The 20901-nt window shown below is 70.7% G+C and carries 20 protein-coding genes; 8 read left to right on the forward strand and 12 right to left on the reverse strand.

Annotated features, from left to right (window positions below):
- Positions 1-146 precede the first annotated feature (146 nt).
- A complete protein-coding gene (locus AWU67_RS00690) occupies positions 147-785 on the reverse strand; it encodes an alpha/beta hydrolase (protein WP_067225534.1) in 639 nt (212 codons plus the stop codon).
- On the reverse strand, positions 782-1417 hold the full coding sequence (locus AWU67_RS00695; RefSeq protein WP_067225536.1) for a GNAT family N-acetyltransferase: 636 nt from the start codon (positions 1415-1417) through the stop codon (positions 782-784). The genes AWU67_RS00690 and AWU67_RS00695 overlap by 4 nt, the downstream gene beginning before the upstream one ends.
- 102 nt (positions 1418-1519) lie before the next feature.
- Here AWU67_RS00695 and AWU67_RS00700 point away from each other — a divergent pair, with 102 nt between their 5' ends.
- Positions 1520-2110: an NUDIX hydrolase family protein gene (locus tag AWU67_RS00700; protein WP_067225538.1), complete on the forward strand. Its 591-nt coding sequence runs from the start codon at positions 1520-1522 to the stop codon at positions 2108-2110.
- Positions 2111-2139: 29 nt separating this feature from the next.
- Here AWU67_RS00700 and AWU67_RS00705 read toward each other — a convergent pair whose 3' ends face one another.
- Positions 2140-2700 carry a dihydrofolate reductase family protein gene (locus tag AWU67_RS00705; protein ID WP_067225542.1) on the reverse strand — a complete coding sequence of 187 codons (561 nt, stop codon included), beginning with the start codon at positions 2698-2700 and terminating at the stop codon, positions 2140-2142.
- A 26-nt stretch (positions 2701-2726) separates the two neighbouring features.
- Positions 2727-3290 (reverse strand): dihydrofolate reductase family protein, encoded by a 564-nt coding sequence (locus tag AWU67_RS00710; RefSeq protein ID WP_067225545.1) that lies wholly within the window; start codon positions 3288-3290, stop codon positions 2727-2729.
- 125 nt (positions 3291-3415) lie between these two features.
- Here AWU67_RS00710 and AWU67_RS00715 point away from each other — a divergent pair, with 125 nt between their 5' ends.
- Positions 3416-4339 (forward strand): 3-methyladenine DNA glycosylase, encoded by a 924-nt coding sequence (locus AWU67_RS00715; RefSeq protein WP_425339190.1) that lies wholly within the window; start codon positions 3416-3418, stop codon positions 4337-4339.
- Positions 4340-4968: 629 nt separating this feature from the next.
- Here the strand turns inward: AWU67_RS00715 and AWU67_RS00720 are convergent.
- Complete coding sequence (locus AWU67_RS00720) at positions 4969-5925, reverse strand: nucleoside hydrolase (protein WP_067225547.1); 957 nt, start codon at positions 5923-5925, stop codon at positions 4969-4971.
- Between the two features lie 81 nt (positions 5926-6006).
- Positions 6007-6510: a GNAT family N-acetyltransferase gene (locus AWU67_RS00725; protein WP_067225549.1), complete on the reverse strand. Its 504-nt coding sequence runs from the start codon at positions 6508-6510 to the stop codon at positions 6007-6009.
- 204 nt (positions 6511-6714) lie between these two features.
- On the opposite strand from AWU67_RS00725, the gene AWU67_RS00730 reads away from it, so the two are divergent.
- Together AWU67_RS00730 and AWU67_RS00735 are read left to right on the forward strand one after the other, a co-directional pair.
- On the forward strand, positions 6715-8130 hold the full coding sequence (locus AWU67_RS00730) for an aminopeptidase P family protein (protein WP_067231830.1): 1416 nt from the start codon (positions 6715-6717) through the stop codon (positions 8128-8130).
- Between the two features lie 32 nt (positions 8131-8162).
- A complete protein-coding gene (locus AWU67_RS00735; RefSeq protein ID WP_067225551.1) occupies positions 8163-8849 on the forward strand; it encodes a GntR family transcriptional regulator in 687 nt (228 codons plus the stop codon).
- Between the two features lie 108 nt (positions 8850-8957).
- On the opposite strand, the gene AWU67_RS00740 is transcribed toward AWU67_RS00735, so the two are convergent.
- The 3 genes from AWU67_RS00740 to AWU67_RS00750 all read right to left on the reverse strand — a co-directional run bounded on the left by AWU67_RS00740 (position 8958) and on the right by AWU67_RS00750 (position 12994).
- Positions 8958-9881 carry an ornithine cyclodeaminase family protein gene (locus AWU67_RS00740; protein WP_067225554.1) on the reverse strand — a complete coding sequence of 308 codons (924 nt, stop codon included), beginning with the start codon at positions 9879-9881 and terminating at the stop codon, positions 8958-8960.
- Positions 9878-10909, reverse strand: a complete 1032-nt coding sequence (locus tag AWU67_RS00745) for a proline racemase family protein (RefSeq protein WP_067225556.1) — start codon at positions 10907-10909, stop codon at positions 9878-9880. The genes AWU67_RS00740 and AWU67_RS00745 overlap by 4 nt, the downstream gene beginning before the upstream one ends.
- A 489-nt stretch (positions 10910-11398) precedes the next feature.
- Entirely contained in the window at positions 11399-12994 is a 1596-nt protein-coding gene (locus tag AWU67_RS00750; protein WP_067225558.1) for a DEAD/DEAH box helicase, read from the reverse strand.
- 474 nt (positions 12995-13468) lie between these two features.
- On the opposite strand from AWU67_RS00750, the gene AWU67_RS00755 reads away from it, so the two are divergent.
- From AWU67_RS00755 to AWU67_RS00765, 3 genes are all read left to right on the forward strand, one after another.
- The gene (locus tag AWU67_RS00755) at positions 13469-14044 is read left to right on the forward strand and encodes an OsmC family protein (RefSeq protein WP_082716682.1); all 576 of its coding nucleotides are present in this window, start codon (positions 13469-13471) and stop codon (positions 14042-14044) included.
- A 156-nt stretch (positions 14045-14200) separates the two neighbouring features.
- Positions 14201-16540, forward strand: a complete 2340-nt coding sequence (locus AWU67_RS00760; RefSeq protein WP_067225559.1) for a HelD family protein — start codon at positions 14201-14203, stop codon at positions 16538-16540.
- Between the two features lie 216 nt (positions 16541-16756).
- Positions 16757-17209 carry an EVE domain-containing protein gene (locus AWU67_RS00765; RefSeq protein WP_234407307.1) on the forward strand — a complete coding sequence of 151 codons (453 nt, stop codon included), beginning with the start codon at positions 16757-16759 and terminating at the stop codon, positions 17207-17209.
- Here AWU67_RS00765 and AWU67_RS00770 read toward each other — a convergent pair.
- Positions 17202-17690 (reverse strand): hypothetical protein, encoded by a 489-nt coding sequence (locus AWU67_RS00770; RefSeq protein WP_067225563.1) that lies wholly within the window; start codon positions 17688-17690, stop codon positions 17202-17204. The two genes, AWU67_RS00765 and AWU67_RS00770, sit on opposite strands and share 8 nt — an antisense overlap.
- A gap of 106 nt (positions 17691-17796) precedes the next feature.
- Between AWU67_RS00770 and AWU67_RS00775 the strand changes: the two genes are divergently transcribed.
- Positions 17797-19086, forward strand: coding sequence for a hypothetical protein (locus tag AWU67_RS00775; protein WP_067225564.1), 1290 nt, complete (start codon positions 17797-17799; stop codon positions 19084-19086).
- 157 nt (positions 19087-19243) lie between these two features.
- Here the strand turns inward: AWU67_RS00775 and AWU67_RS00780 are convergent, their stop codons facing one another.
- Together AWU67_RS00780 and AWU67_RS00785 are read right to left on the reverse strand one after the other, a co-directional pair.
- Positions 19244-20056 (reverse strand): ABC transporter permease, encoded by an 813-nt coding sequence (locus AWU67_RS00780; RefSeq protein WP_067225566.1) that lies wholly within the window; start codon positions 20054-20056, stop codon positions 19244-19246.
- A gap of 7 nt (positions 20057-20063) precedes the next feature.
- Positions 20064-20891 carry an ABC transporter permease gene (locus AWU67_RS00785; protein WP_067225568.1) on the reverse strand — a complete coding sequence of 276 codons (828 nt, stop codon included), beginning with the start codon at positions 20889-20891 and terminating at the stop codon, positions 20064-20066.
- Between the last annotated feature and the right edge of the window lie 10 nt (positions 20892-20901).

The raw sequence follows: 20901 nt of genomic DNA on the forward strand, positions 1-20901 counted from the left end.
GGGGTGCCGTTTGCTGAACCGCCGAAGCTCCGGGGCTCGGGGGTTTCGACAAGCTCAACCAGCGGGAGCGTGCTCAACCGGCGGGAGCGTGCTTAACCAGCGGGTTGCGCCCGCTGATTGAGCCTGTCGAAATCCCCCCCCAGGGCCTAGGCGTGCTGCTCGTTCAGGAATGCGACGGCGTCGGCCAGCTCGGCCTGCGACACGGAGTGGCCGAGGCCCTCGTAGATGCGCTCGGTGAGGGTCGCGTGGTCGGGCAGCCAGGCCTGGGTGCGGTCGATGGCCGTCGCCGAGATCACGGCATCCGCCGTGCCGCGGCCCCAGAACACCGGCGGTTTGCGGGCGCCGAGCTCGGTGTCCCCGGCCTGCTGGCCGCCGGCCAGGAAGCCGGCCAGGATCACGGCGTGGTCGAAGCGGCCGGGAGCCAGCCGCAGCAGCTGCAGCGTCATCGCGCCGCCCTGCGAGAAGCCGAGCAGGCCGATGGATGTCGGCTGCACCGTGAGCGCGTCGAGCCAATCGAGCACGCCGCGGGCGGCATCCGTCACCGCCTGCGGGTCGGGAACGCCGGGCTGTGCACCCAGCTCGAACCAGGCGTGCCCTGGCCCCATCGGGATCGGCGCGCGCAGCGAGGCGATGACGGGGGAGAGCGGCAGGTACGGGGCAAGGTCGAACAGGTCGGCCTCGTTGGACCCGTAGCCGTGCAGCAGCACCAGCAGCGGCCGGTCGGCCCGGTCGTGCTCGCTCGCCGACCAGAGGACGGCGGCAGGGTCGAGGGGGAGTGCGGTCATGATTCCTCTGATTCGGTTCTCATCGGGGTGTTGGCGGGTTCAGCGGCTCGCGCCGCCCACCGGCTTGCGTCGATGCGCAGGTGCACGGCGGCCGGCGTGTTGTTGTCTGGGTCGGCGTCGAGCGTACGGAAGACCTGGAAGCCCAGCTTCTCGAGCAGGGCGATCGACGGCGTGTTCGGGGCGAAGGCGATCGCCCGTACCTCGCTGGCGGCGTGCTCCGCGAACAGCCAGCGGATGACGCGCGCCGCCGCCTCACGGGCGTACCCCTTGCCCTGCATGTCGGGGTGGAAGGCGTAGCCGATCCAGAAGATGGACGGCTTCTCACTGGCCGGGCCGCTGCCGTCCAACAACAGGTTCCAGACCCGCAGGTCGCCGATGGCGTCACCGTCGGCATCCGGCCCGAGCAGTTCGACAACGAAATTCAGGTTGAACAGCTCGGCCGGGTACGCGCCCCAGAGCTCGATGGAGCGAGCGTTCCGGGCCCGCATGCCCGCCGGGCTGAGCGGCTTGTGCGTGAGGTAGCGCACGACATCCTCACGCCCGCGATAGCTCTGCATGGCGTCGGTGTCGCTCGCGGCGACGGGCCGGAGAAGGAGCCGCTCGCTCTGCAGGGTCGGACGGCTGGGCTGCATCTCTTCCTCTCGCTGGGCAGTGACGTGCGGGGAGTTCTGGTGCACCCATCTTTGCACCGACGGCCGCTGCCGTTCCCGGCACCGGTGCGACACAATGGAGCCATGAGCGTGCGCACCCCCGACCCCAACCCGGAGTGGACCCCCGATTCCGAGCCGCCCAGCGCGGCGGATCTGACGACGCCCGGCTGGCTCAGCGACATCGAGCTGGCCGAGATTCGCGGCCGGCTGCCGCTGCTCTACGTCGAGGCGGTGCCGGTGCGGGTGGACGGCCTCGGGCAGGTGATCGAGCTCGGAGTGCTGCTGCGCGCGACCGCGGTCGGCGAGATGACCCGCACGCTGGTCTCCGGCCGGGTCATGTACGGCGAGACCGTGCGCGACGCGCTGTTCCGACACCTGGAGAAGGACCTCGGGCCGATGGCGTTCCCGCAGCTGCCGGTCAGCCCGGTGCCGTTCACGGTCGCCGAGTACTTCCCGATGCCCGGCCTCTCTGCCTTCCACGACGACAGGCAGCACGCCGTCTCGCTCGTCTTCGTCGTGCCGGTGACCGGCACCTGCCAGCCGCGGCAAGACGCCCTCGAGCTCACCTGGATGACACCGGAGGAGGCGTCAACCGCCGCGGTCAGCGCCGAGATGGAGGGCGGCCGCGGCGTGCTGCTGCGCCAGGCCCTCGCCTCGGTCGGCGCCCTGCGCTAAACGACAGTCGACACCCGGCGCGGCCGCCGTCAGTGGCGCACGGTGTAGTTGAGGGCGACGATTCCGCTGTCGAACTGGCGCTCTTCGGTGAGCTCAAGCGTCTGCCTGACGTCACTCGGGAACATGGCCAGCCCACCGCCGAGGAGCACCGGCGCGACCAGCATCTGGATCTCATCGACGAGGCCGGCCCGCAGCGCGTGTGACGCGAGCGTCGCACCGCCGACGAGCAGGTCGTGGGCGGATGTCTCTTTCAACTCCCGGATGGTCGGCGCGTCGAAGCGGCGCTCGATCTGGGTGCGCGGCCCGACCGGCTCTGCCAGGGTGCGCGTGTAGACGATCTTGTCGGCGGAAAGCCAGATGGGGACGTACGCCTGGATGTAGTCCGGCTGGTCCGCGACCGCCTCCGCCGAGTCCCAGACCCTCATCACCTCGTACATGCGCCGGCCGAACAGGTAGGTGCGGATCGGGCGCAGGGAATCGTTCACGAACTCGCTCACCTCGCGGTCCGGCTCTGAGAAATCGATGTCGCCGTGCGCGTCGGTGGTGAACCCATCGAGCGAGCACGTGCTGTGGTAGATCAACTTGGCCATGCTGGACTCCTTGCCTACTGGCTTGCCTAGTGGCGCAGCACCCGGTAGCTGAGGTACACGACCCCGCTGTCGAAGCGGCGCTCATCGGTGAGCTCCAGGCTGCTCTGCACGGCGTCCGGGAACATGTGCAGCCCGCCGCCCAAGATCACCGGGAACACGAGCAGGCTCACCTCGTCGACGAGGCCGGCGCGCAGCGCGTGCGAGGCGAGCGTCGGCCCGCTCACGCTGATGTCGTGGGCGGATGCCGCCTTCAACTCCTTGATCGTCGGCACGTCGAAGCGGCGCTCGATCCGTGTGCGCGGCCCGACCGCCTCGGTCAGCGTGCGGCTGTAGACGATCTTGTCTGCCGCCTGCCACCTCGTGGCGTACTCCTGCACGAAGTCCGGCATCTTGGAGAGGTCGTTCGTCGCTTCCCACCAGGTCATCACCTCGTACATGCGCCGGCCGTAGAGGTGGGTGCTGATTCGGAGTTCGAGGTCGTTCGCGAACCGGTGCACTTCCTCATCCGGCATTGCGAAGTCGAAGTTGCCGTGCACGTCGGCCGTGTAGCCGTCGAGCGAGCACAGGCTGGTGTAGATCAACGCGGCCATGGAGGCCTCCTCAATGTCGGGCGAGGGTTGCCAACTGCGGGTTCGAGCCTAGGAGCGTCGACGGCGGCGCGCCAGTGCTTCTCTGGCCGGGCTCGGCATGCAGCAGAACCGCGTACCCTCGTACGGTGCCCGTTCCCGCCCCTCTCGCCGCTTCACAGGCCGCCGTGCCGACCGCGGCTCCCGTCGTGCTCGCCGCCGCAGACTGGCGCGCGCTCGAGGCCGAGCACGCCGAGCGTGCGGATGCGTTGACGCTCGCCCGGCGTGAGCGGGTGCAACGGGGCGAGACGCACCCGGTCGAGGACTTCCTCTTCACCTACTACCCGAACAAGCCGTCGGCGTTGCGGCGCTGGCACCCGGGAGCCGGAGTCGTGCTGGCAGGCGCCGCCGGCGACGAGCGCGCCGACTGGCGCTGGTACCGGGCGGACGCCAGCGGGCTGCAGGTCGACGCTGGAGCGTTCCTCGCCGCACGCGGCGCCACCGTCGATTTCATCGAGCGACTGCTCGGCCGAACGAAGGAGCGGCAGGCGCGCTTCGGCTGCTTCGGCCTGCACGAGTGGGCCATGGTCTACAAACAGGGCGAGCACCGGCACGAGGTGCCGCTGCGGCTCGGCCAGGCCGGGACGGATGCCGTCGTTGAGGCGGCCAACATCAGCTGCACGCACTTCGACGCGTACCGCTTCTTCACGCCGGAGGCGCTGCCGTTGAACGCGCTGCGGCCCTCGCGGGAGAACCAGCCCGAGCTGGAGCAATCCGGCTGCCTGCACGCCGGCATGGATCTGTATAAGTGGGCTGTGAAACTCGGCCCGCTGGTGCCGGGGGAGCTGCTGCTGGACACCTTCGACCTCGCCCGCGACATCCGCTGGCTCGATATGGCCGCCTCGCCGTACGATGTGAGCGACTGGGGCGCGCCCGCCGTGGCCATCGAGACCGCGGAGGGCAAGGCCGAGTACGTGCGCGCTCAGCGCGGCTTCGCCGAGCGCGGCGACGCGTTGCGCGTGCGGCTGGTCGCCGCGATCGCGCACGCCCGCGGAAACGCGGCGGCCGGGTAGCGAGGGACGAGCGTATCGAACGGGTCTCGATACGGCGCTGGCGCGCCTACTCGACCAGCGGGGGAGGACGCCGGGCACCTGTTCCGGGGTGTTGGCTTCGGTCGCTGGCGCTCCCTCGAGCCAACGGGCGTGTGGCCGGACCCTCCCGCTGGTTGAGCTTGTCGAAACCCGGTCGCGGGAGGATTCCGCTGGCTTGAGGGGGCCGCGCCGTGAGGAACGAGCAGCGCAGCCGCCGAAGCCCCGGGGCTTACGCGCGCGGGGTGTTGGCTTCGGTCGCTGGCGCTCCCTCGAGCCAACGGGCGAGTGGCCCGACCCTCCCGCTGGTTGAGCGTATCGAGGCCGGGTGACGGGGTCTCGATACGGCGCTGGCGCGCCTACTCGACCAGCGGGGGAGGACGCCGGGCACCTGTTCCGGGGTGTTGGCTTCGGTCGCTGGCGCTCCCTCGAGCCAACGGGGGAGTGGCCCGATCCTCCCGCTGGCTGAGCGTATCGAGGCCGGGTGACGGGGTCTCGATACGGCGCTGGCGCGCCCTCGAGCCGACGGGCGAGGGGCCGGACCCTCCCGCTGATTGAGCTTGTCGAAATCTGGTTCCGACAGGCTCAACCAGCGGGCGCGGAGGAGGGTGCTGCTACTTGAGCCCGAGGGTCTTCAGGAACAGGTCGGCGTAGCGCGGGCCGTCCACCTCGAGGGCGATGTCGATCGACGCCCACTCCTCGGCGAGGCCGTGCACGACGTCTTCGCCGGCGAACTCGCGCATGTCGACGAGCGTCTGGCCGCGGCCATAACCGCCGAGCTCGATGCGCACCGGGCGGTTCTCGATCCGCAGCGACTCCGGCTCGACGAGCGCGCAGACCGCGCCGGCGTCGCCGATCAGGCCGGTGTACTCTCCGGGGTCGTCCTCGCTCACCGCGATGCGGTTGCCGAGCAGCGCGCCGACGATGCGGCCGACCGGGTCGGTGCCGGCGGCCAGGGCCTCCGCGACGGGCTGCTCGACGGCGACGTGGTTGAACACGTCGAGGCCGTACATGAATGTCGGCACGCCGGAGTCGAGCACGATCGACGCGGCCTCCGGGTCGTGCCAGACATTGAACTCGGCGACGGCTGTGGCGTTGCCGACGGATGCCGAGCCGCCCATGAACACGATGCGCTCAAGGTTGGCGGCCACCTCGGGGTGGGTGCGCAGCAGCAGGGCCAGGTTGGTCTGCGGGGCGAGGGCCACGAGCGTGACCGGGCGCTCGGAACCCATGATGGTGCGACGCATCAGCTCGACGGCGCTCACGGTCTCGGCGACGCGCGCGGAGACGGGCAGCTGCACGCCACCGAGGCCGTCTGCGCCGTGCACGTGCGAGGCGGAGCGGGCCGGCTCGATCAGCGGGCGCTGTGCGCCGGCCGCGACGGGCACAGCGGGGGCGTCCGCGGCATCCAAGATCTTCAGGGTGTTCTCGACCACCTGGTCGAGCGAGGCATTGCCGGCCACACAGGAGATGGCGAGCACCTCGATGTCGGGGTGCTTGATGGCGAACAGGATGGCGAGGGCGTCATCGACGCCGGTGTCGACGTCGAGAATGACGGGAATCGTAGGCATTAGGCAAGGATACGGCCGCCGCCGCACACGAAAATGCCCGCGAGCTCGTGGAGCTGGCGGGCATTCTCAACAGCTGTGCCGCTAGCGGACGAGCCGGACTTCTTTGATCTCCTCGCCGAGGAAAGGCTGCAGCTGGGTGGCGCCGTCCGGCACGAAGCCGTTGCGCTTGTAGAAGCCGTGTGCGCGGGGGTTGTCCTCGGCGACCCACAGGTAGCCGGGGCGGGCGTCGCAGGCGGCCTCGAAGAGCTGCTGGCCGAGCCCGGTGCCCTGGAACTCCTCGAGCAGGTAGAGAAAGTAGAGCTCGCGCTCGCGCGGGGCGTCTTCGTCGCGGGCGGGGCCGGAGCCGACGAAGCCGACGATCTCACCCGAGACGAGTGCGACGTAGAGGTGGTGGTCTGGGCCCTGGCTCATCCAGTGCGTCCAGAGCTCCGCCATGCGGCGGGGCGACAGGTTGGCGAGAGTCGCCTCGCTGATCAGGTGGTCGTAGGTCTGATGCCAGCACTTCGCGTGTACGCGGCCGAGGGCCTCGGCGTCAACATCGCGAACGGGACGGATAACTGCTTCAGCAACTGCATTGGTGCTCATGACCAGAGACTAATCCCGTAGCGGCTCGACTGCGAAATCGGCGGCCGTGCGAGGGCTCTCTGGCGGATGTCGGTAATATGTCACCCATTACGAGCTCGCCTCGAAACTCGCCCGTTGCCCGGTCAGAAAGGCCACTTCATGCACTCGCCAGCCGACGCACACCAGCCAGCCGCCGCGCACCAGCACGAGCAACCGACGGCTTCGATGCCGCGCCCGAGCGAGCCGGACCCCCGTCTGCCGCGCCTGGCCGAGTCGCCCGGCTTCATCGACTACATGGGCACCGGGTGGGCAACACCCGACCGCACCCCGGCGACGGTGCCCGGGGTGGCCGCCGCGGCCGCCGCGCACCGCCGCCGGCTCAGCGCGGTCAGCGCCGGGCGCACCATCGTCGTGCTGGCCGGGCGGGCCCCGGTGCGGGCCAACGACACCTATTACGGCTTCCGCCCCGACAGTGACTTCTTCTGGCTGACCGGCTGCGACGCCGAGGATGCCGTCGTCGTGATGCACCCCGTCGCCGGCGGCCACGATGCCACCCTCTACATTCCCGCGCCTGCCTACCCGGGCGAGGCCGGCTTCTTCGCTGACCCCGCCCACGGGGAGCTCTGGGTTGGCTCGGCGCCCGGCATGCCGGAGTGGAGCGCTGCGCTCCAGATCGAGACGAAGCCGCTCGGCCAGCTTGCCGCCGCGCTGCGCGGCGCGGCCGACATCCTGCTCGCCGGCAACACGGTTGCCGCGCCGCGCGAGCTCGCCGAGGTTCCCGCCTCGACCGAGCTGCGCCGCACGCTGGCCGAGCTGCGCATGATCAAGGACGCGTGGGAGATCGCCGAACTGCGCCGCGCCGTCGATGACAGCGTCGACGGCTTCGCCGCCGTGGCCCGCGAGATCCCGAACGCGATCCAGTTCGGCGGGGAACGCTGGCTGCAGGGCACATTCGACCGGCACGCGCGCACCGTCGGCAACGGCCCCGGCTACTCGACCATCGTCGGCAGCGGCGCGCACGCGCCCATCCTGCACTGGGTGCGCTGTGACGGCCCGGTGCTGCCGGACGCGGCACTGCTGCTGGACATGGGTGTGGAGGGCCGCTCGTTCTACACCGCCGACGTGACCCGCACCCTGCCGGCATCCGGAACCTTCTCCACCGCCCAGCGCGCCGTGCACGACCTCGTCGAGGCCTCGCACCGGGCCGGGCTGGCCGCGGTCGGCCCCGGGCGGCAGTTCAGCGACTTCCACACCGCATCGCTCGAGGTCATCGCGCGCGGCCTGCACGACTGGGGCCTGCTGCCGGTCTCGGTCGACGAGGCGCTGAGCGCAGAGGGCCAGCACCACCGCCGCTACATCGTCTGCGGGATCGGCCACCACCTGGGCCTGGACGTGCACGACTGCGCGCAGTCGAGCTACGAGGCCTACCAGGGCGCCCCGATGGCGCCGGGCATGGTGCTCACCGTCGAGCCCGGGCTCTACTTCCACGCCTGGGATGAGACCGTTCCGCCCGAGCTGCGGGGTATCGGGGTGCGTATCGAGGACGATATTTTGGTGACGGACTCCGGCTCCGACGTGCTCTCGGACGCACTGCCCATCGACGCAGCCGGCCTGGAACAGTGGATGCGCGCACTCGTGTGATCCGCGCAACACGACAGACGAAGGGGGAAGCGATGAGCACGAGCATGGGGCCGCTCGGCCAGCAGATCAGCCTGCGCGCACACGTCGAGAAGGCGCTGTCTGCGGCGATCATCTCGGGCGAGCTCGCGCCGGGAACCCTGCTGACGGTGCCGACCCTCGCCGCCCAGTTCGACGTCTCGGCGACCCCGGTACGGGAGGCGATGCTCGATCTGGAGGGGCGCGGCTTCGTCGAGTCGGTGCGCAACAAGGGGTTCAGGGTCACCGAGATGAGCGAGGACGCGTTGCGGGAACTCGCCGAGGTGCGCCTGTTGCTGGAGCCGCCGGCGATGGAGCGGCTCGCGGCGAGCTTTCCGCTCGAGCACGTGCCCGCTTTCCAGGCGCAAGCGGCACGGATCGTGGCCGCCGCGGCCGCGGGCGACCTGCGCGCGTTCCTCGAGGCCGACCGGGAGTTCCACCTCGACCTCACCCGTCTGCTCGGCAACACCCTGCTCGTCGACACCATCGCCGAGCTGCGCGCGCGCACCCGGATGCTCGGCCTGGCCGCCATCGTCGACAGCGAGAAGCTCGCCGAATCGGCTGCGGAGCACGCCGAACTGCTCGGCCACCTCGCCGCGGGCGACGGCGCTGCCGCCGGCGAGCTAATGCGCAGGCACATTGGGCACACCACCGGGTGGTGGGCAGGCAATGCCGAGGCCGACAGCGGCGACCCAGCCCGGTAGCGCCGGCTGCCGAGGCCACTCGCCGCCTTCGGGCTCGCGAGCGCGGCGGGCCCAGCGGTTCTTCACACCGGTTGTGAGCAGCATGCCAGGAGGGTGTGAAACGAACGCCTACCGGGCCCGGCGGTGCACCTCGGCGGCGACCACGAGATCCTCCCAGCCCATGCCCGTGCTCTTGAAGACGCGCGGCTGGCCCGCGGCGGGGCGGGCCGCGCCGGTGACCAGCTCGCGGAGGGGCACGAGCGCGCCGGCATCCAGCGACCCCTCCTCGATGGGGATGATGACGTCGCCCGCCTCGCGGAGCGCCGAGGCGGTGTCCTCGATGACGACGAAGCTGCGGGCCATCAGCGCCGAGTCGATCTCGCGCATGGACGGCTCATGCGAGCCGACCGCCACAACGACGGTCTCGCCCGAGACGAGGGAGCCGTCGAACACCGGCTCGCTCGCGGTCGTGGCGCACACGATGATGCCGGCGCTCGCGGCATCCGCCGGGCTGCCGACGCGCGCGGTGTAGCCCTCGGCGCGGAGCGTGGCGACCAGGGTCGCCGCCTTCTCGGCGGAGCGACCGGTGATGATCACCTCGGCAAGCTCGCGCACGGCGGCGACCGCGTGCACGTGGCCCCAGGCCTGCGGGCCGGAGCCGATGACCAGCAGCGAGGCCGGGCCGGCCGGGGCCAGGTGGTCGACGGCGACGGCCGACAGCGCTGGCGTGCGCAGCGTGGTGAGCGCCGTGCCGTCTAGGAGCGCGAGCGGGGTGAGCGTCTCGGTGTCCATCAGCAGGTAGATCGCCTGGATGCGTTCCAGCCCGCGGGCCGGGTTGGCCGGGGCGATGCTCGCGAGCTTCACTCCGGTGAAACCGGCGCCCTCGGCCGGCATCAGCAGCAGCTGGCCGTTGTCGACATCGGCGAAGGTGCGGTCGAGCGCGGCGGCCGGGTCGAGGCCACCGCGCAGCGCTGCATCGAGGGCGGCAACGGCGGCCGCGAAGTCGACGGTCTCGAACACCTTCTCGGCATCGTAGAAGGGCAGGGTACTCATCGCAGCACAAACCCTGTTCCGAGCGCGTCGCGCTCATCCAGGGTGAACAGGTGCTCACCGGTCTTGAAAGCGGTGCCGGTCACCTCCGGGATCACCCGTCGCGGCTCGCCCGCGGTATCCGCGACGCGCTCGTAGCCGGCGGTGAAGCGGGTCCCGACGATTGAGTCGTGGGTGAGGGTCTCGCCCTCGCCGAGCGTGCCGTCGTCGGCGAGCAGCGCGACCCGGGCGCCGGTGCCGGAACCGCAGGGGGAGCGGTCGACCTCGCCGTCGGCGAAGACGGTGACGTTGCGCTGGTGGGGGCCGGATGCCGCGGCGCCGAGGTCGTCGAAAAGGATCGTTCCATAGACGCCGGAGAGGCGCGGGTCGGCGGCGTGCTGGGCGAGCGGGGAGTCGTTGAGCAGCCACTTGACCTCGCGGCCGATGGCGATCAACTCGGTGTAGAACGAGGGTGTGACGCTGAGCCCGACGGTGGAGGCATCGAGCGACGCGTAGATCGCGCCGCTGAAGCTCAGGTCGACGAGCACGTCACCGCGGCTGGTCTGCACGGGCACGGAGCGGGCGATGACGTGCGAGGCGACGTTACGGAAGGTGACCGACTCGATCACGCCGGCTCGCTGGGTGACCCGGGCCACGACCCGGCCGGAGGGCACGTCGATGCGCACCTCGGTGTCACCGTCTGGGTCGGAGGGCACGCGGCCGGTCTCCACCGCCCACACTCCAAGCGCGATCGTGCCGTGCCCGCAGGCGGTCGAGAAGCCGTCCTTGTGCCAGAACAGCACACCGAAGTCGGCGCCGTCGTCATCGGCGGGCGTGATGAACCCGCCGTACATGTCGGCGTGCCCGCGCGGCTCGTTGCAGAGCAGCTCTCGGACGCGGTCGACGCCGTTCACGTTCGCGATGGCGTTCATGCGCCGCGCGCCGACGGTATCGCCCGGAATGGCTGGCAGCCCGTCGGTGACGATGCGAAACGGCTCTCCGGCCGTGTGGTAATCCTCGGTGCGAAGGCACAGGGCCGCGTGCTCGGTCATGCTCCGAGCGTAGCGCTTTGATGTGTGACATACCACTGAGTCGAACGGCGTCGATGCACGCGGCGGCATCCGTGCCCGGGCATGCCAAAGGCCCGGGGCTAAACACACCCACCCAGGAGAATTCACCAAGTGTGTGCGCCGCAACCGGGCCTGACAGTACTGCTGTGTGTGAGCGCCGAGCCGCACACTGTGAAGTCAATGTGGGCGCGCTCGTGGAATGCGAGATGTGCGAGTCACCGGGGCACGAGACATACCCTTGGCACCGGGGACTCACATGAGCTGAGCAGTAGCGGTACGCGCGAAGATGCTCGCGCGTTGCCCCCTGATCCGCCTCGCTCGGCGGCCGACATCGGCACGAGCGTGAGGTGGAGCGGGGCAGGTGGCGGCAGCCGGTGCACGCGCAGAAAGACGCGTGCGACCGGATGCGCACCGGGATGATGGACGGGCTGGTCGGCCCTGCTGACTAGCGCTGGTGGCTAGACCGGCTGGTTAGCCCTGCGCGCGGCGCGGGCCACGGCCCTGCGCCGATCCGCGCACGAGGCTGCCAACCTGCAGGCCGCCGGAGCGGCCGCCCTGCGACCCGGATGCCGAACGCTCACCCTGTGCGGAACGGCCACGGCCGCCTTGCGCAGAGCTGTTGCGTGCGGCGCCGGAGCGCTCACCCTGAGAGGAACGAGATTCGCCGTCGCGACCGCGGCCGGTGGAACCGCCGCGCGAGGAGTCGGACGACGAGGAGCCGGCCGGGCGACCGGAGCGGTCGCGACGCGCGCGGCCCTCACCGGAGCCTGCGCGGCCGGCGACGTCGCCGCCGTCGCGCAGAGCGCGCTTGCGCTGGGCGTTGGCGCCCTGCGAGCGACCGCCGCCACCCTGCTGCTGGCGCGAGGCGTCGACCGGCAGCGGCTTCACGTAGGCGGCGACCTCGCCGACCAGCGCGGTCACGGCCGGGGAGTTCGGGGTCACGCTCTGCACGTCGACCTTGATGTCGGCCTTGCGCATGAGCTGCTGCAGGTCGCGCTTCTGGCCGGGGATGATGACGGTGACGACATCGCCCTCGCTGCCGGCGCGGGCGGTGCGGCCCGAGCGGTGCAGGTACGCCTTGTGCTCCATGGGCGGGTCGACGTGCACGACCAGCTCCACGTTGTCGACGTGCACGCCGCGGGCCGCGACATCCGTCGCCACGAGAACGCGGGCAGTGCCGTCAGAGAACGCGGCCAGGTTGCGGTCGCGCTGCGGCTGGGACAGGTTGCCGTGCAGGTCGACGGAGGGGATGCCCTGCTCGGTCAGCTTCTTGGCCAGCTTCTTGGCGTGGTGCTTGGTGCGCATGAACAGGATGCGACGGCCGGTGCCGGAGGCGAGGGTCTTGATGAGCTCGTTCTTGGCGTCGACGTCGGAGACCTCGAAGACGTGGTGGGTCATCGCAGCGACGGGGGAGTTGGCCTCGTCGACCGAGTGCAGAACCTCGTTGTGCAGGAACTGCTTGACCAGCTTGTCCACGCCGTTGTCGAGCGTGGCGGAGAACAGCAGGCGCTGGCCGTTGTTCGGGGTCTTGTTCAGGATGCGGGTGACGACCGGAAGGAAGCCGAGGTCGGCCATGTGGTCGGCCTCGTCGAGCACGGTGATCTCGACGGCGTCAAGGGTGACGAAGCCCTGCTTCATCAGGTCCTCGAGGCGGCCAGGGCACGCCACGACGATGTCGACGCCGTCGCGCAGCGCGGCAACCTGGCGGGCCTGCGAGATGCCGCCGAAGATGGTGGTGGTCTTCAGGCCGTAGGCGTCGGCCAGCGGCGAGAGGGTCGCGGTGATCTGGGTGGCCAGCTCGCGAGTCGGGGCGAGGATCAAGCCGAGCGGGCGACCCGGGCGGCGCTTGCCGCCGGAGAGGGCGCCGCCGAGGCGGGCGACCATGGGCAGTGCGAATGCGATGGTCTTGCCGGAGCCGGTCTTTCCGCGGCCCAGCACGTCGCGCCCGGCGAGGGTGTCGGGAAGCGTGTCGGCCTGGATCGGGAACGGCTCGGTCTTGCCGTCGGCCGCGAGTACGGCGACGAGCGGGGCCGGGAGGCCGAGTGAAGCGAAGGTGTTTTCAGACAAAGTGGTGCCTTTCGGGGCAGACCCCGCTGCGAGCGGCGCGCAGGCGCACCGGTATCTCGGTCGGATTCCTGGGCTGCCTTGGAGTGCGTGTGCACTGTGCAGGGCAATCCACGCGACCGACGATCGGGGATAAATGGCGAAGGTGCCGGTGGGCACATCCGTTCGCCGTATGAAGAGTCAAATGATGATGCGCGAGTTTTCCTGGAATCAGGCACTGCTCGGCACATCGAAAGAATGCGTTCTACGACGCAAGGAGCGCAGCAACGCACTCACAAGTTCCACAATTCTAACACAGGGCGTGGGCAGGCCCAATCGGGCGGTGTTCGACGGGGCCAGGCGGGGCGCGGGATGACGGCGGATGACGCCGCATTCCGCAGGGTGACGCGGGGGAGTGCGGCATCCGACGGCCACACTCTAACGTCACTGCAGCGGCACTGCAGAGGGCAGGCCCCCGTTGTATTCGAAGGAGTCGCCATGAGCGCCGACGCAGCTGTTCTGACCACCGTTCCCGAGACAACGGGCGTGCCCCCGATCACAGCAGAGGCCCGGCAGCAGCGACTCACCGCCGTGGCCACCAACTGGGTGGGTACGGTGAAGCAGGACCCGGCCAAGGCGCAGCTGGTGTTCAGTGCCAGCGGCGCGGGCGTCGGATCGGTCGGCACCACCATCCGCACCGGCAAGCACACCTTCCATGTCGACGAGCCGGCCGGCCTCGGCGGCGACAACGCCGCTCCCAACCCGGTCGAGGTGGCGCTCTCGGCGATCATCGCCTGTCAGGTCGTGACCTACCGGGTGTGGGCGCTGAACCTCGGCATCGCGCTCGACACGATCGAGGCCAGCGCAGAGGGCGACCTCGACGTGCACGGCTTCTTCGGTCTGGACGACGCGGTGCGCCCCGGCTTCACCGCGGTGCGCGTCACCGTGAACGTGAGCGGCCCGGAGACCGAGGCGCGCTACCGCGAGCTGCACGCCGCCGTCGACGCGCACTGCCCGGTGCTCGACCTCTTCGCCAACCCCACCTCGGTGCAGACCACCCTCGTCGTCGACTAACTCGACCCGCGTCGGCCGAATCTCCGGCCGCGCGCACGCGGTGGCGGCGGATGACGGCACGCCCGGCGCGCACGGCATCGGCCCGAGAACCACACGTCACCCAGCCTGCCCGCGCCGGGCAGGCGTAGACTGTCGGGCCGGAGAAAGTGGGGTCGTGTGCCGTCATCGGAACTCGAGCGGGAGCGCGCCGTTGTTGCGTCGTTTTACCGCCGTCTTGACCAATTGCGTGCCGAAGTTGAGGGGCGCCTCGTCGCCGTCCAACGGGGCAATGTCGGCAGCAATCACCAGGCCCGCAGCGAGCGGGACTCCTTCGCCCGGCTGCACGAGGACAACCTCGCCCAGCTGAACGAGGTGGATGCCCGCATCGCCTTCGGCCGGCTGCAGGTGGCCGAAGGTGGGCCGGAGTCCGGCGCGCCGGACGCCATCCACTACATCGGCCGCATCGGTCTGCGCGACGCTGACCAGTCCACCATGCTGCTGGACTGGCGCGCCCCGCAGGCCGGCGCCTTCTACCAGGCGACGGCCGCGCACCCGCTCGGTGTGCGCGCCCGCCGCCACCTCACCATGCGCGAGCGCGAACTGATCCGCATCGACGACGAGGTGCTCGACGCCGCCCTGCTCGACGAGCTGCGCGCAACGGATGCCGCAGCGGGCGAGGCCCTCGCCGCCGCATCCGGCACCCTGCAGGGGGAGGGTGCGCTGCTGGCCGCCCTGACCGCGGAGCGCACCGGCCACATGCACGACATCGTCGCCACCATCCAGGGCGAGCAGGACCGCATCATCCGCTCAGAGATGCGCGGCGCGCTCGTCGTGCAGGGCGGCCCCGGCACCGGCAAGACGGCCGTCGCGCTGCACCGCGCCGCGTTCCTCATCTACGCCAACCGGGAGCGGCTCAAGTCGGCCGGCGTGCTCGTCGTCGGCCCGAGCGCCGCCTTCGTGCACTACATCGAGGCCGTGCTGCCATCGCTCGGCGAGACCGGCGTCGTCATGCGCACGCTCGGCGCGCTGTTCCCCGGCGTCGAGGCCGACACCGACGACGCACCGGCCACGGCCGCGCTCAAGGGCCGGCTGGAGATGTCCGGCTTGCTTGCCCGGGCCGTGCGCTCGCGGCAGCGTGTGCCGGCGGGGCCGGAGCAGATCGAGGTGAACGGCGACACCATCACCGTCGCGCCGTCGCTCATCGAGAACGCCATCCACCGCGCGCAGCGCACCGGCAAACCGCACAACGTGGCCCGCGTCACGTTCGTCAAGGCTGCCATCGCCGAGTTGGCGACCCAGCTCGCCACCCAGCTGGCCCAGGCCGGGGCGGCCATCGACGATTCAGACATCGCCGCCCTGCGCGAAGACCTGCGCGAGAGCTACGCCGTGCGCGTTCTGCTCAACACGGCCTGGCTTCCGCTCACCCCCGAGAAGCTGCTCGGCGACCTCTACGCCCGGCCGGAGTGGCTGGCCGAGCTGACCCCGCGCTGGTCCCCGGAGCGGCGCGCGCTGCTGCTGCGCGAGCGCTCGGTGCCGATGACGGTCAGCGACGTCGCGCTGCTGGACGAGGCGGCCGAGCTGCTCGGCGACATGCCGGCCCGGCGCAGCGCCGCCGACAAGGAGCGGGAGCGCCAGCGCGAGGCCGACATCGAGAACGCCCGCGCCGCCATCGCCAACATGGGTGTCGAGGGCATGGTCAGCGCCGAGCAGCTGGCCGACGGCTTCGCCGAACGCGGCGAGCGGATGAGTGTCGCCGAGCGGGCGGCATCCGACCGCACCTGGACCTACGGCCATGTCGTCGTCGACGAGGCGCAGGAGCTCTCGGCGATGCAGTGGCGGATGCTGGTGCGCAAGTCGCCGATGCGCAGCTTCACGATCGTCGGCGACATCGCCCAGGTGAGCTCGCCGGCCGGCGCGCGCAGTTGGGCCGAGGCCCTGCACGCCGGCTTCGGCGACCGCTGGCGGCTCGAACAGTTGAGCGTCAACTACCGCACCCCGGCCCAGATCGCCCGGGCCGCCGAGTCCTTCGCCGCCGACGCCGGTCTGCCGATCACGCCGGCCCGCGCGGTGCGCGAGGGCGACTGGCCCATCGACACGGTCGTGGCCGACGGCGAGCTGGCGCCGGCCGTGCTGCAGGCCGTCCGCTCGGTGCGGGCGGATGCCGCAGGCGGCAACCTTGCAGTCATCGTGCCCGCCGCGGCGCTCGACGGGATCGCCGACGCCCTGGGCGCGGCCCTGAACGACGAGCCGGCCGGCTCTCGCCCTGTGGTGGGCAGAGGGGCAGCCGGGTTGGACCTGCCGGTAGCCGTGCTCACCGCCCGTGAGGCGAAGGGGCTGGAGTTCGACGCCGTCGTGATCGCCGACCCGCGTGCCATCGTCGAGGAGTCCCCGCGCGGTGCCGCGGCGCTCTACGTGGCAGCGACCCGGCCCACCCAGCGGCTGGCGATGGTCTACCCGCGCGGGGAGGAGCCCCTCACAGGCTTCGCCGGAGCCGAGAAAGTTTCGACATTTGGGTAATAATCACCGCGATTCGTCGTAGATGCTGCGCGGAGATGTGCGAATATAGCTGCACACGTTCGTCGCGAGATGCACGTCGGGGGTTCGGGTGGCCATTCGGGTTGGCGGCCTGGACCCCCACCTTTTTGCCCGGCGGCCTCTGATCGCCCCGGGAAGTCGGGCCGGGAATGAGGCCAGCCGCCGCGCGGTGTCACACCGATGCGCCACAATCAAGGCATGGCGATTCGTTACTGGCTCGGGGTGGTGCACCGCGAGCATGTGCTGCGCGGGGTCGAGCTCGGCATTGCGCAGCTGAACCATGGCACCAAGCAGGCCGTTTCCCGGCTGCGCGAGGCCGACGGCCTGATCTACTATTCGCCCAAGGTGAGCGGCCCAGACGGCGCGGCGCTGCGCGAGTTCACCGCCATCGGGCGGGTCGCCGACGACACGGTGTTCCAAGACCCGGACGGCGTCGTCATGACGAACTCCTTCGGCGAGCCCTACCGGCCGTGGCGGCGACGCGTCGACTACGACCCGTTCGCCGTGGCGGCACCCATCCGACCGTTGATTCCCGTGCTAGATTTCACCTCGGCCTCGTCGAACTGGGGGTTCCAGCTGCGGCGCGGGCTGATCGAACTGAGCCGGCACGACTACGAGGTGATCAAGGCGCAGATGCGTGCGGTCATCTGATCGGCTCGGCCTCGAAGCTCCACGTCGGGGCGAGCTGCCGAAGCCGCAGCGCGCGCCACTGCCAGAACAGCCAGATCGGGTACCAGCTCGGGGCGGCCAGCGGCCCGCCGAAGTGCAGCCGGTCGCGGTAGAGCGTGCCGCCGCCCGGCGCCGCCGAGACGGCCATCCGGTGGTCCCACTCGCGCAGGCCCCGGCCGAGGCCGCCGCGCAGCCCGCCGGTGTCGCGCAGCATGCGCACACCTCTCGGCAGCCCGCCCGGGCGGCTGATGTCGATGGCGACCGTGCCGACAGCCACCGTGCGCAGCGCCAACGCCCGCATCAGATGCTCGCCCTGCGGCCACTGGGCCGGCAGGCCCTCAGGGGCGAGGGGCTCGAAGTCCAGCCACGGCGAGACGACCTCGCGCAGGGCGGCCGGGCTCTGCAGGGCATGCCAGGCGGCATCCGGTTCGCAATCCAGTACCAGTTTCAGCTGCACGATCATGCCGTGAGGCTACGGGATGCCGCACCGCCCGGCCAACACCGGACGCCCCGCCTGTGCACAGCCGACAGCCAGCTATCGCCCACCCGCGCGCCCTAGGCTGGCAGCTATGTCTGACTCGCTCTGGTGGCTGCCATCGTTGCTGGTGTTCGCCATTGCCGGGGCCATCGCCGTTGTCGGCATCGCAGCGTTGCGCCGGGCGACAGCGCGCCGTGATGCGGCCACCGACTCGAGCCTGGCCGAGCTGCAGCGCCGCGCCGGCGGGCTGCTCGTGCGCACAGACAATCGGGTGCAGGAGAGTGAGGACGAGCTCGGCTTCGCGCAGGCCCAGTTCGGCGATGTCGCCGTGATCGACTACCGGAACGCGATTGACACGGCCAGGCGCCGTCTGCGCGAGGCGTTCCTGCTGCAACAGCGCCTGGACGACGCCGAGCCGGACACCGTCGACGAGCGGCGGCGCTGGAACACCCAGATCATCGAGCTGTGCACCTCGGCGGATGCCGCGATCGCCAGCGAGGACAGCCGATTCCGTGAACTGCGCAGCACCGAGCGCAACGCGCCGCAACAGCTGCTCGTCGTACAGACGCAGCTCGCCGCCGCCGAGGAGCGGGCCGACGAGATCCGCGCACTCCGGCAGGGCCTCGCCGACCGGTTCGCGCCATCGGCTCTGCTCACGTTGGACCGGCACCTCGACGACGCCAGCGAACTGCTGGTGTCGGCCACCGGCCTGCTGCAGGCGGCCGCGCTCCGTATGCAGGATGGCGGGGTCGAACCCGTCGCCGACGCGCTCCGCTCCGCCCACGACGAGGTGGCCCGCTCCAGCGGAGCGCTGAGCGCCGGCGAGGGAGCCGCCGCGCGCATCGCCGCCGCCGAGACGGCTGCCGCGGGGCTCGCCGCCCAGCTGCGCGAGGGCATCGCCGAGGCGCGCGCGGTGCGCGACGGCCACGTCGACCCGGCCGCCGCAATCGCCCTGAACCTCTGCGTCGACCAGGCCGGGATGGCGCTGGCCGAGCACGCCCGCGCCGAGCGGGCCGGGGGAGTCGCCGTCGACCCGCTGGCCGACCTCGACGCGCTGCGCGGTGCGATCGACCGGCTGGACGCGGCGACATCCGCCGCCCGCGGCCAGCAGGACCGACTCGAGCACGCCAGGGTCGCGCTCGGCGGCGCGCTGGTCGCCGCGCGCAGCCACATTGCCGCCGCCCGCGACTGCATCGCCGAGCGGCGCAGCGTCGTCGGCGCGCCCGCGCGCACGCGCCTGGCCGAGGCCGAGCGCCAGCTGATGCTGGCCGAGCAGGAGTCCGACCCGGTCGACGCCCTCGACATCGCTCGGCGCGCGGTGCGCCTCGCCGACGACGCCGAGGCGCTCGCCCACTACGACGCCGAGCTCCGCGGCCACTAGCCCCATCCCTGGCCCACCCGCTCCCGCAACCCCGCCACAGCCAGCGCCACTTTGTGCCCCTCTGCGCCAGTTGATGTGGCGCGGAGGCGCACAAAGTGGCGCAGGGTGGATGCCGCGTGATGCGGCATCCACCCTGCGCCAGGCGGGAGGAAGGGCGTCAGTCGCGGTCGGCCGGGTCGCGGGAGAGCCGCTGCGAAACCCACACCGGGATGAACGACGCCAGGATGACGACCGTGGCGACCACGTTCACGAGCGATGCCTCGTTCGGGCGCGCCATCTGGTTCATGATCCAGAGCGGCAGCGTGTCCACGCCGGGCGGCGCGGTGAAGATGGTCACGACGACCTCGTCGAAGCTGAGCGCGAAGGCGAGGATGCCGCCGGCGACGAACGCGCTACGGAATTGCGGGAACGTCACCAGCCGGAACGTCTGCCAGGGCGTAGCGCCGAGGTCGCGAGAGGCCTCCTCGACGTTTGGGCTCAGCCGACGCAGGCGCGCCAGCACGTTGTTGAACACCATGACGATGCAGAAGGTGCCGTGCGCGACGATCATGCCGAAGTAGCCGACCTGGATGCCGATCGGCTCCAGGATCTGGTTGAACGTATTGTTCAGGGCGACACCGGTGACGACGCCGGGCAGTGCGATCGGCAGCACGACGAGCAGGTTTACCGACTGCTTGCCGAAGAACGTGTGGCGCTGCAGCGCGAACGCGACCAGCGTGCCGAGCAGCAGCGCGACGGCGGTGGCGCCGAGCCCGACGATCACCGAGTTGAGGATCGCCGCCCGGATCGGCTCGCTGGTGAACGCCTTCGCCCACCAGTCGAGTGAGAAATCCGCGACCGGCCAGGTGGCGATGCGCGCGGCATTGAACGAGTTGAAGACGACCAGGAACAGCGGCACGTACATGAACGCGAGGGCGACGGCGACGACGGCGCCGAGGCCGAGCTTGGCCGGGAGGGAGAGTCTGAGCATTTCGGCCTCACATCCGCTCGAGGGCGCCGGTGCGCTGCACGCTGACGAGGTAGATCACGACGAAGGCGATCGGCACGAGCGCGAACGCGGCGGCGATCGGGGGGTTCAGGTTGATGTTGGAGGCGATGATGCTGCCGATCATCTGCGTGGAGCCGCCGACGAACTTGGCCACGATGTAGTCGCCGAGGCTGAGCGAGAAGGTGAAGATCGAGCCGGCGATGATGGCGGGCTTGATCAGCGGCAGCACGACCGTGCTGATGGTGCGCCAGGCACCGGCACCGAGGTCGGCCGAGGCGTCGAACAGGTTCGGCGGCAGCTGCCGGATCGCCGTGTAGACGGGCACCGCCATGTAGGGCAGCCAGAGGTAGGTGAGGGTCAGGATGACGGTGAAGGCGCTGAACCCGGGGCCGCTGATGCCGAAGGGCGCCATCGCCCAGTTGAAGAAGCCCTCCTCGGTGAACGTGATGCGCATGGCGAGGATCTTGACCAAGTAGCCGGCCCAGAGGGGCAGCGTGATCGCGACGGCCAGCAGCGCCCGCATCGTGGGCCCGGCGACCTTCGCCATGAAGATGCCGAGCGGGATGGAGATGAGGATCGCCAGCGCGGTCACCGCGAGGGCGATGCCCAGGGTGCGTAGCGAGGTGGTGAGGTAGGCGGGGTTCGCGATGATCTGCTCGAAGTTGCGCAGCGTGAAGCCCGGTTTCACCTTGGAGGTGAACGGATCCGTGATCCAGAACGCCGTCACGAGCAGCATGACGAGCGAGAAGATGTAGATGCCGATGAGCCAGGCCATCGGCAGCGCGAGCAGAGCGCCCAGGTGCGCGCGGCGTTTCATGGAGGGTCCG

This window comes from Microterricola viridarii (assembly GCF_001542775.1).
Lineage (GTDB): Bacteria > Actinomycetota > Actinomycetes > Actinomycetales > Microbacteriaceae > Microterricola > Microterricola viridarii_A.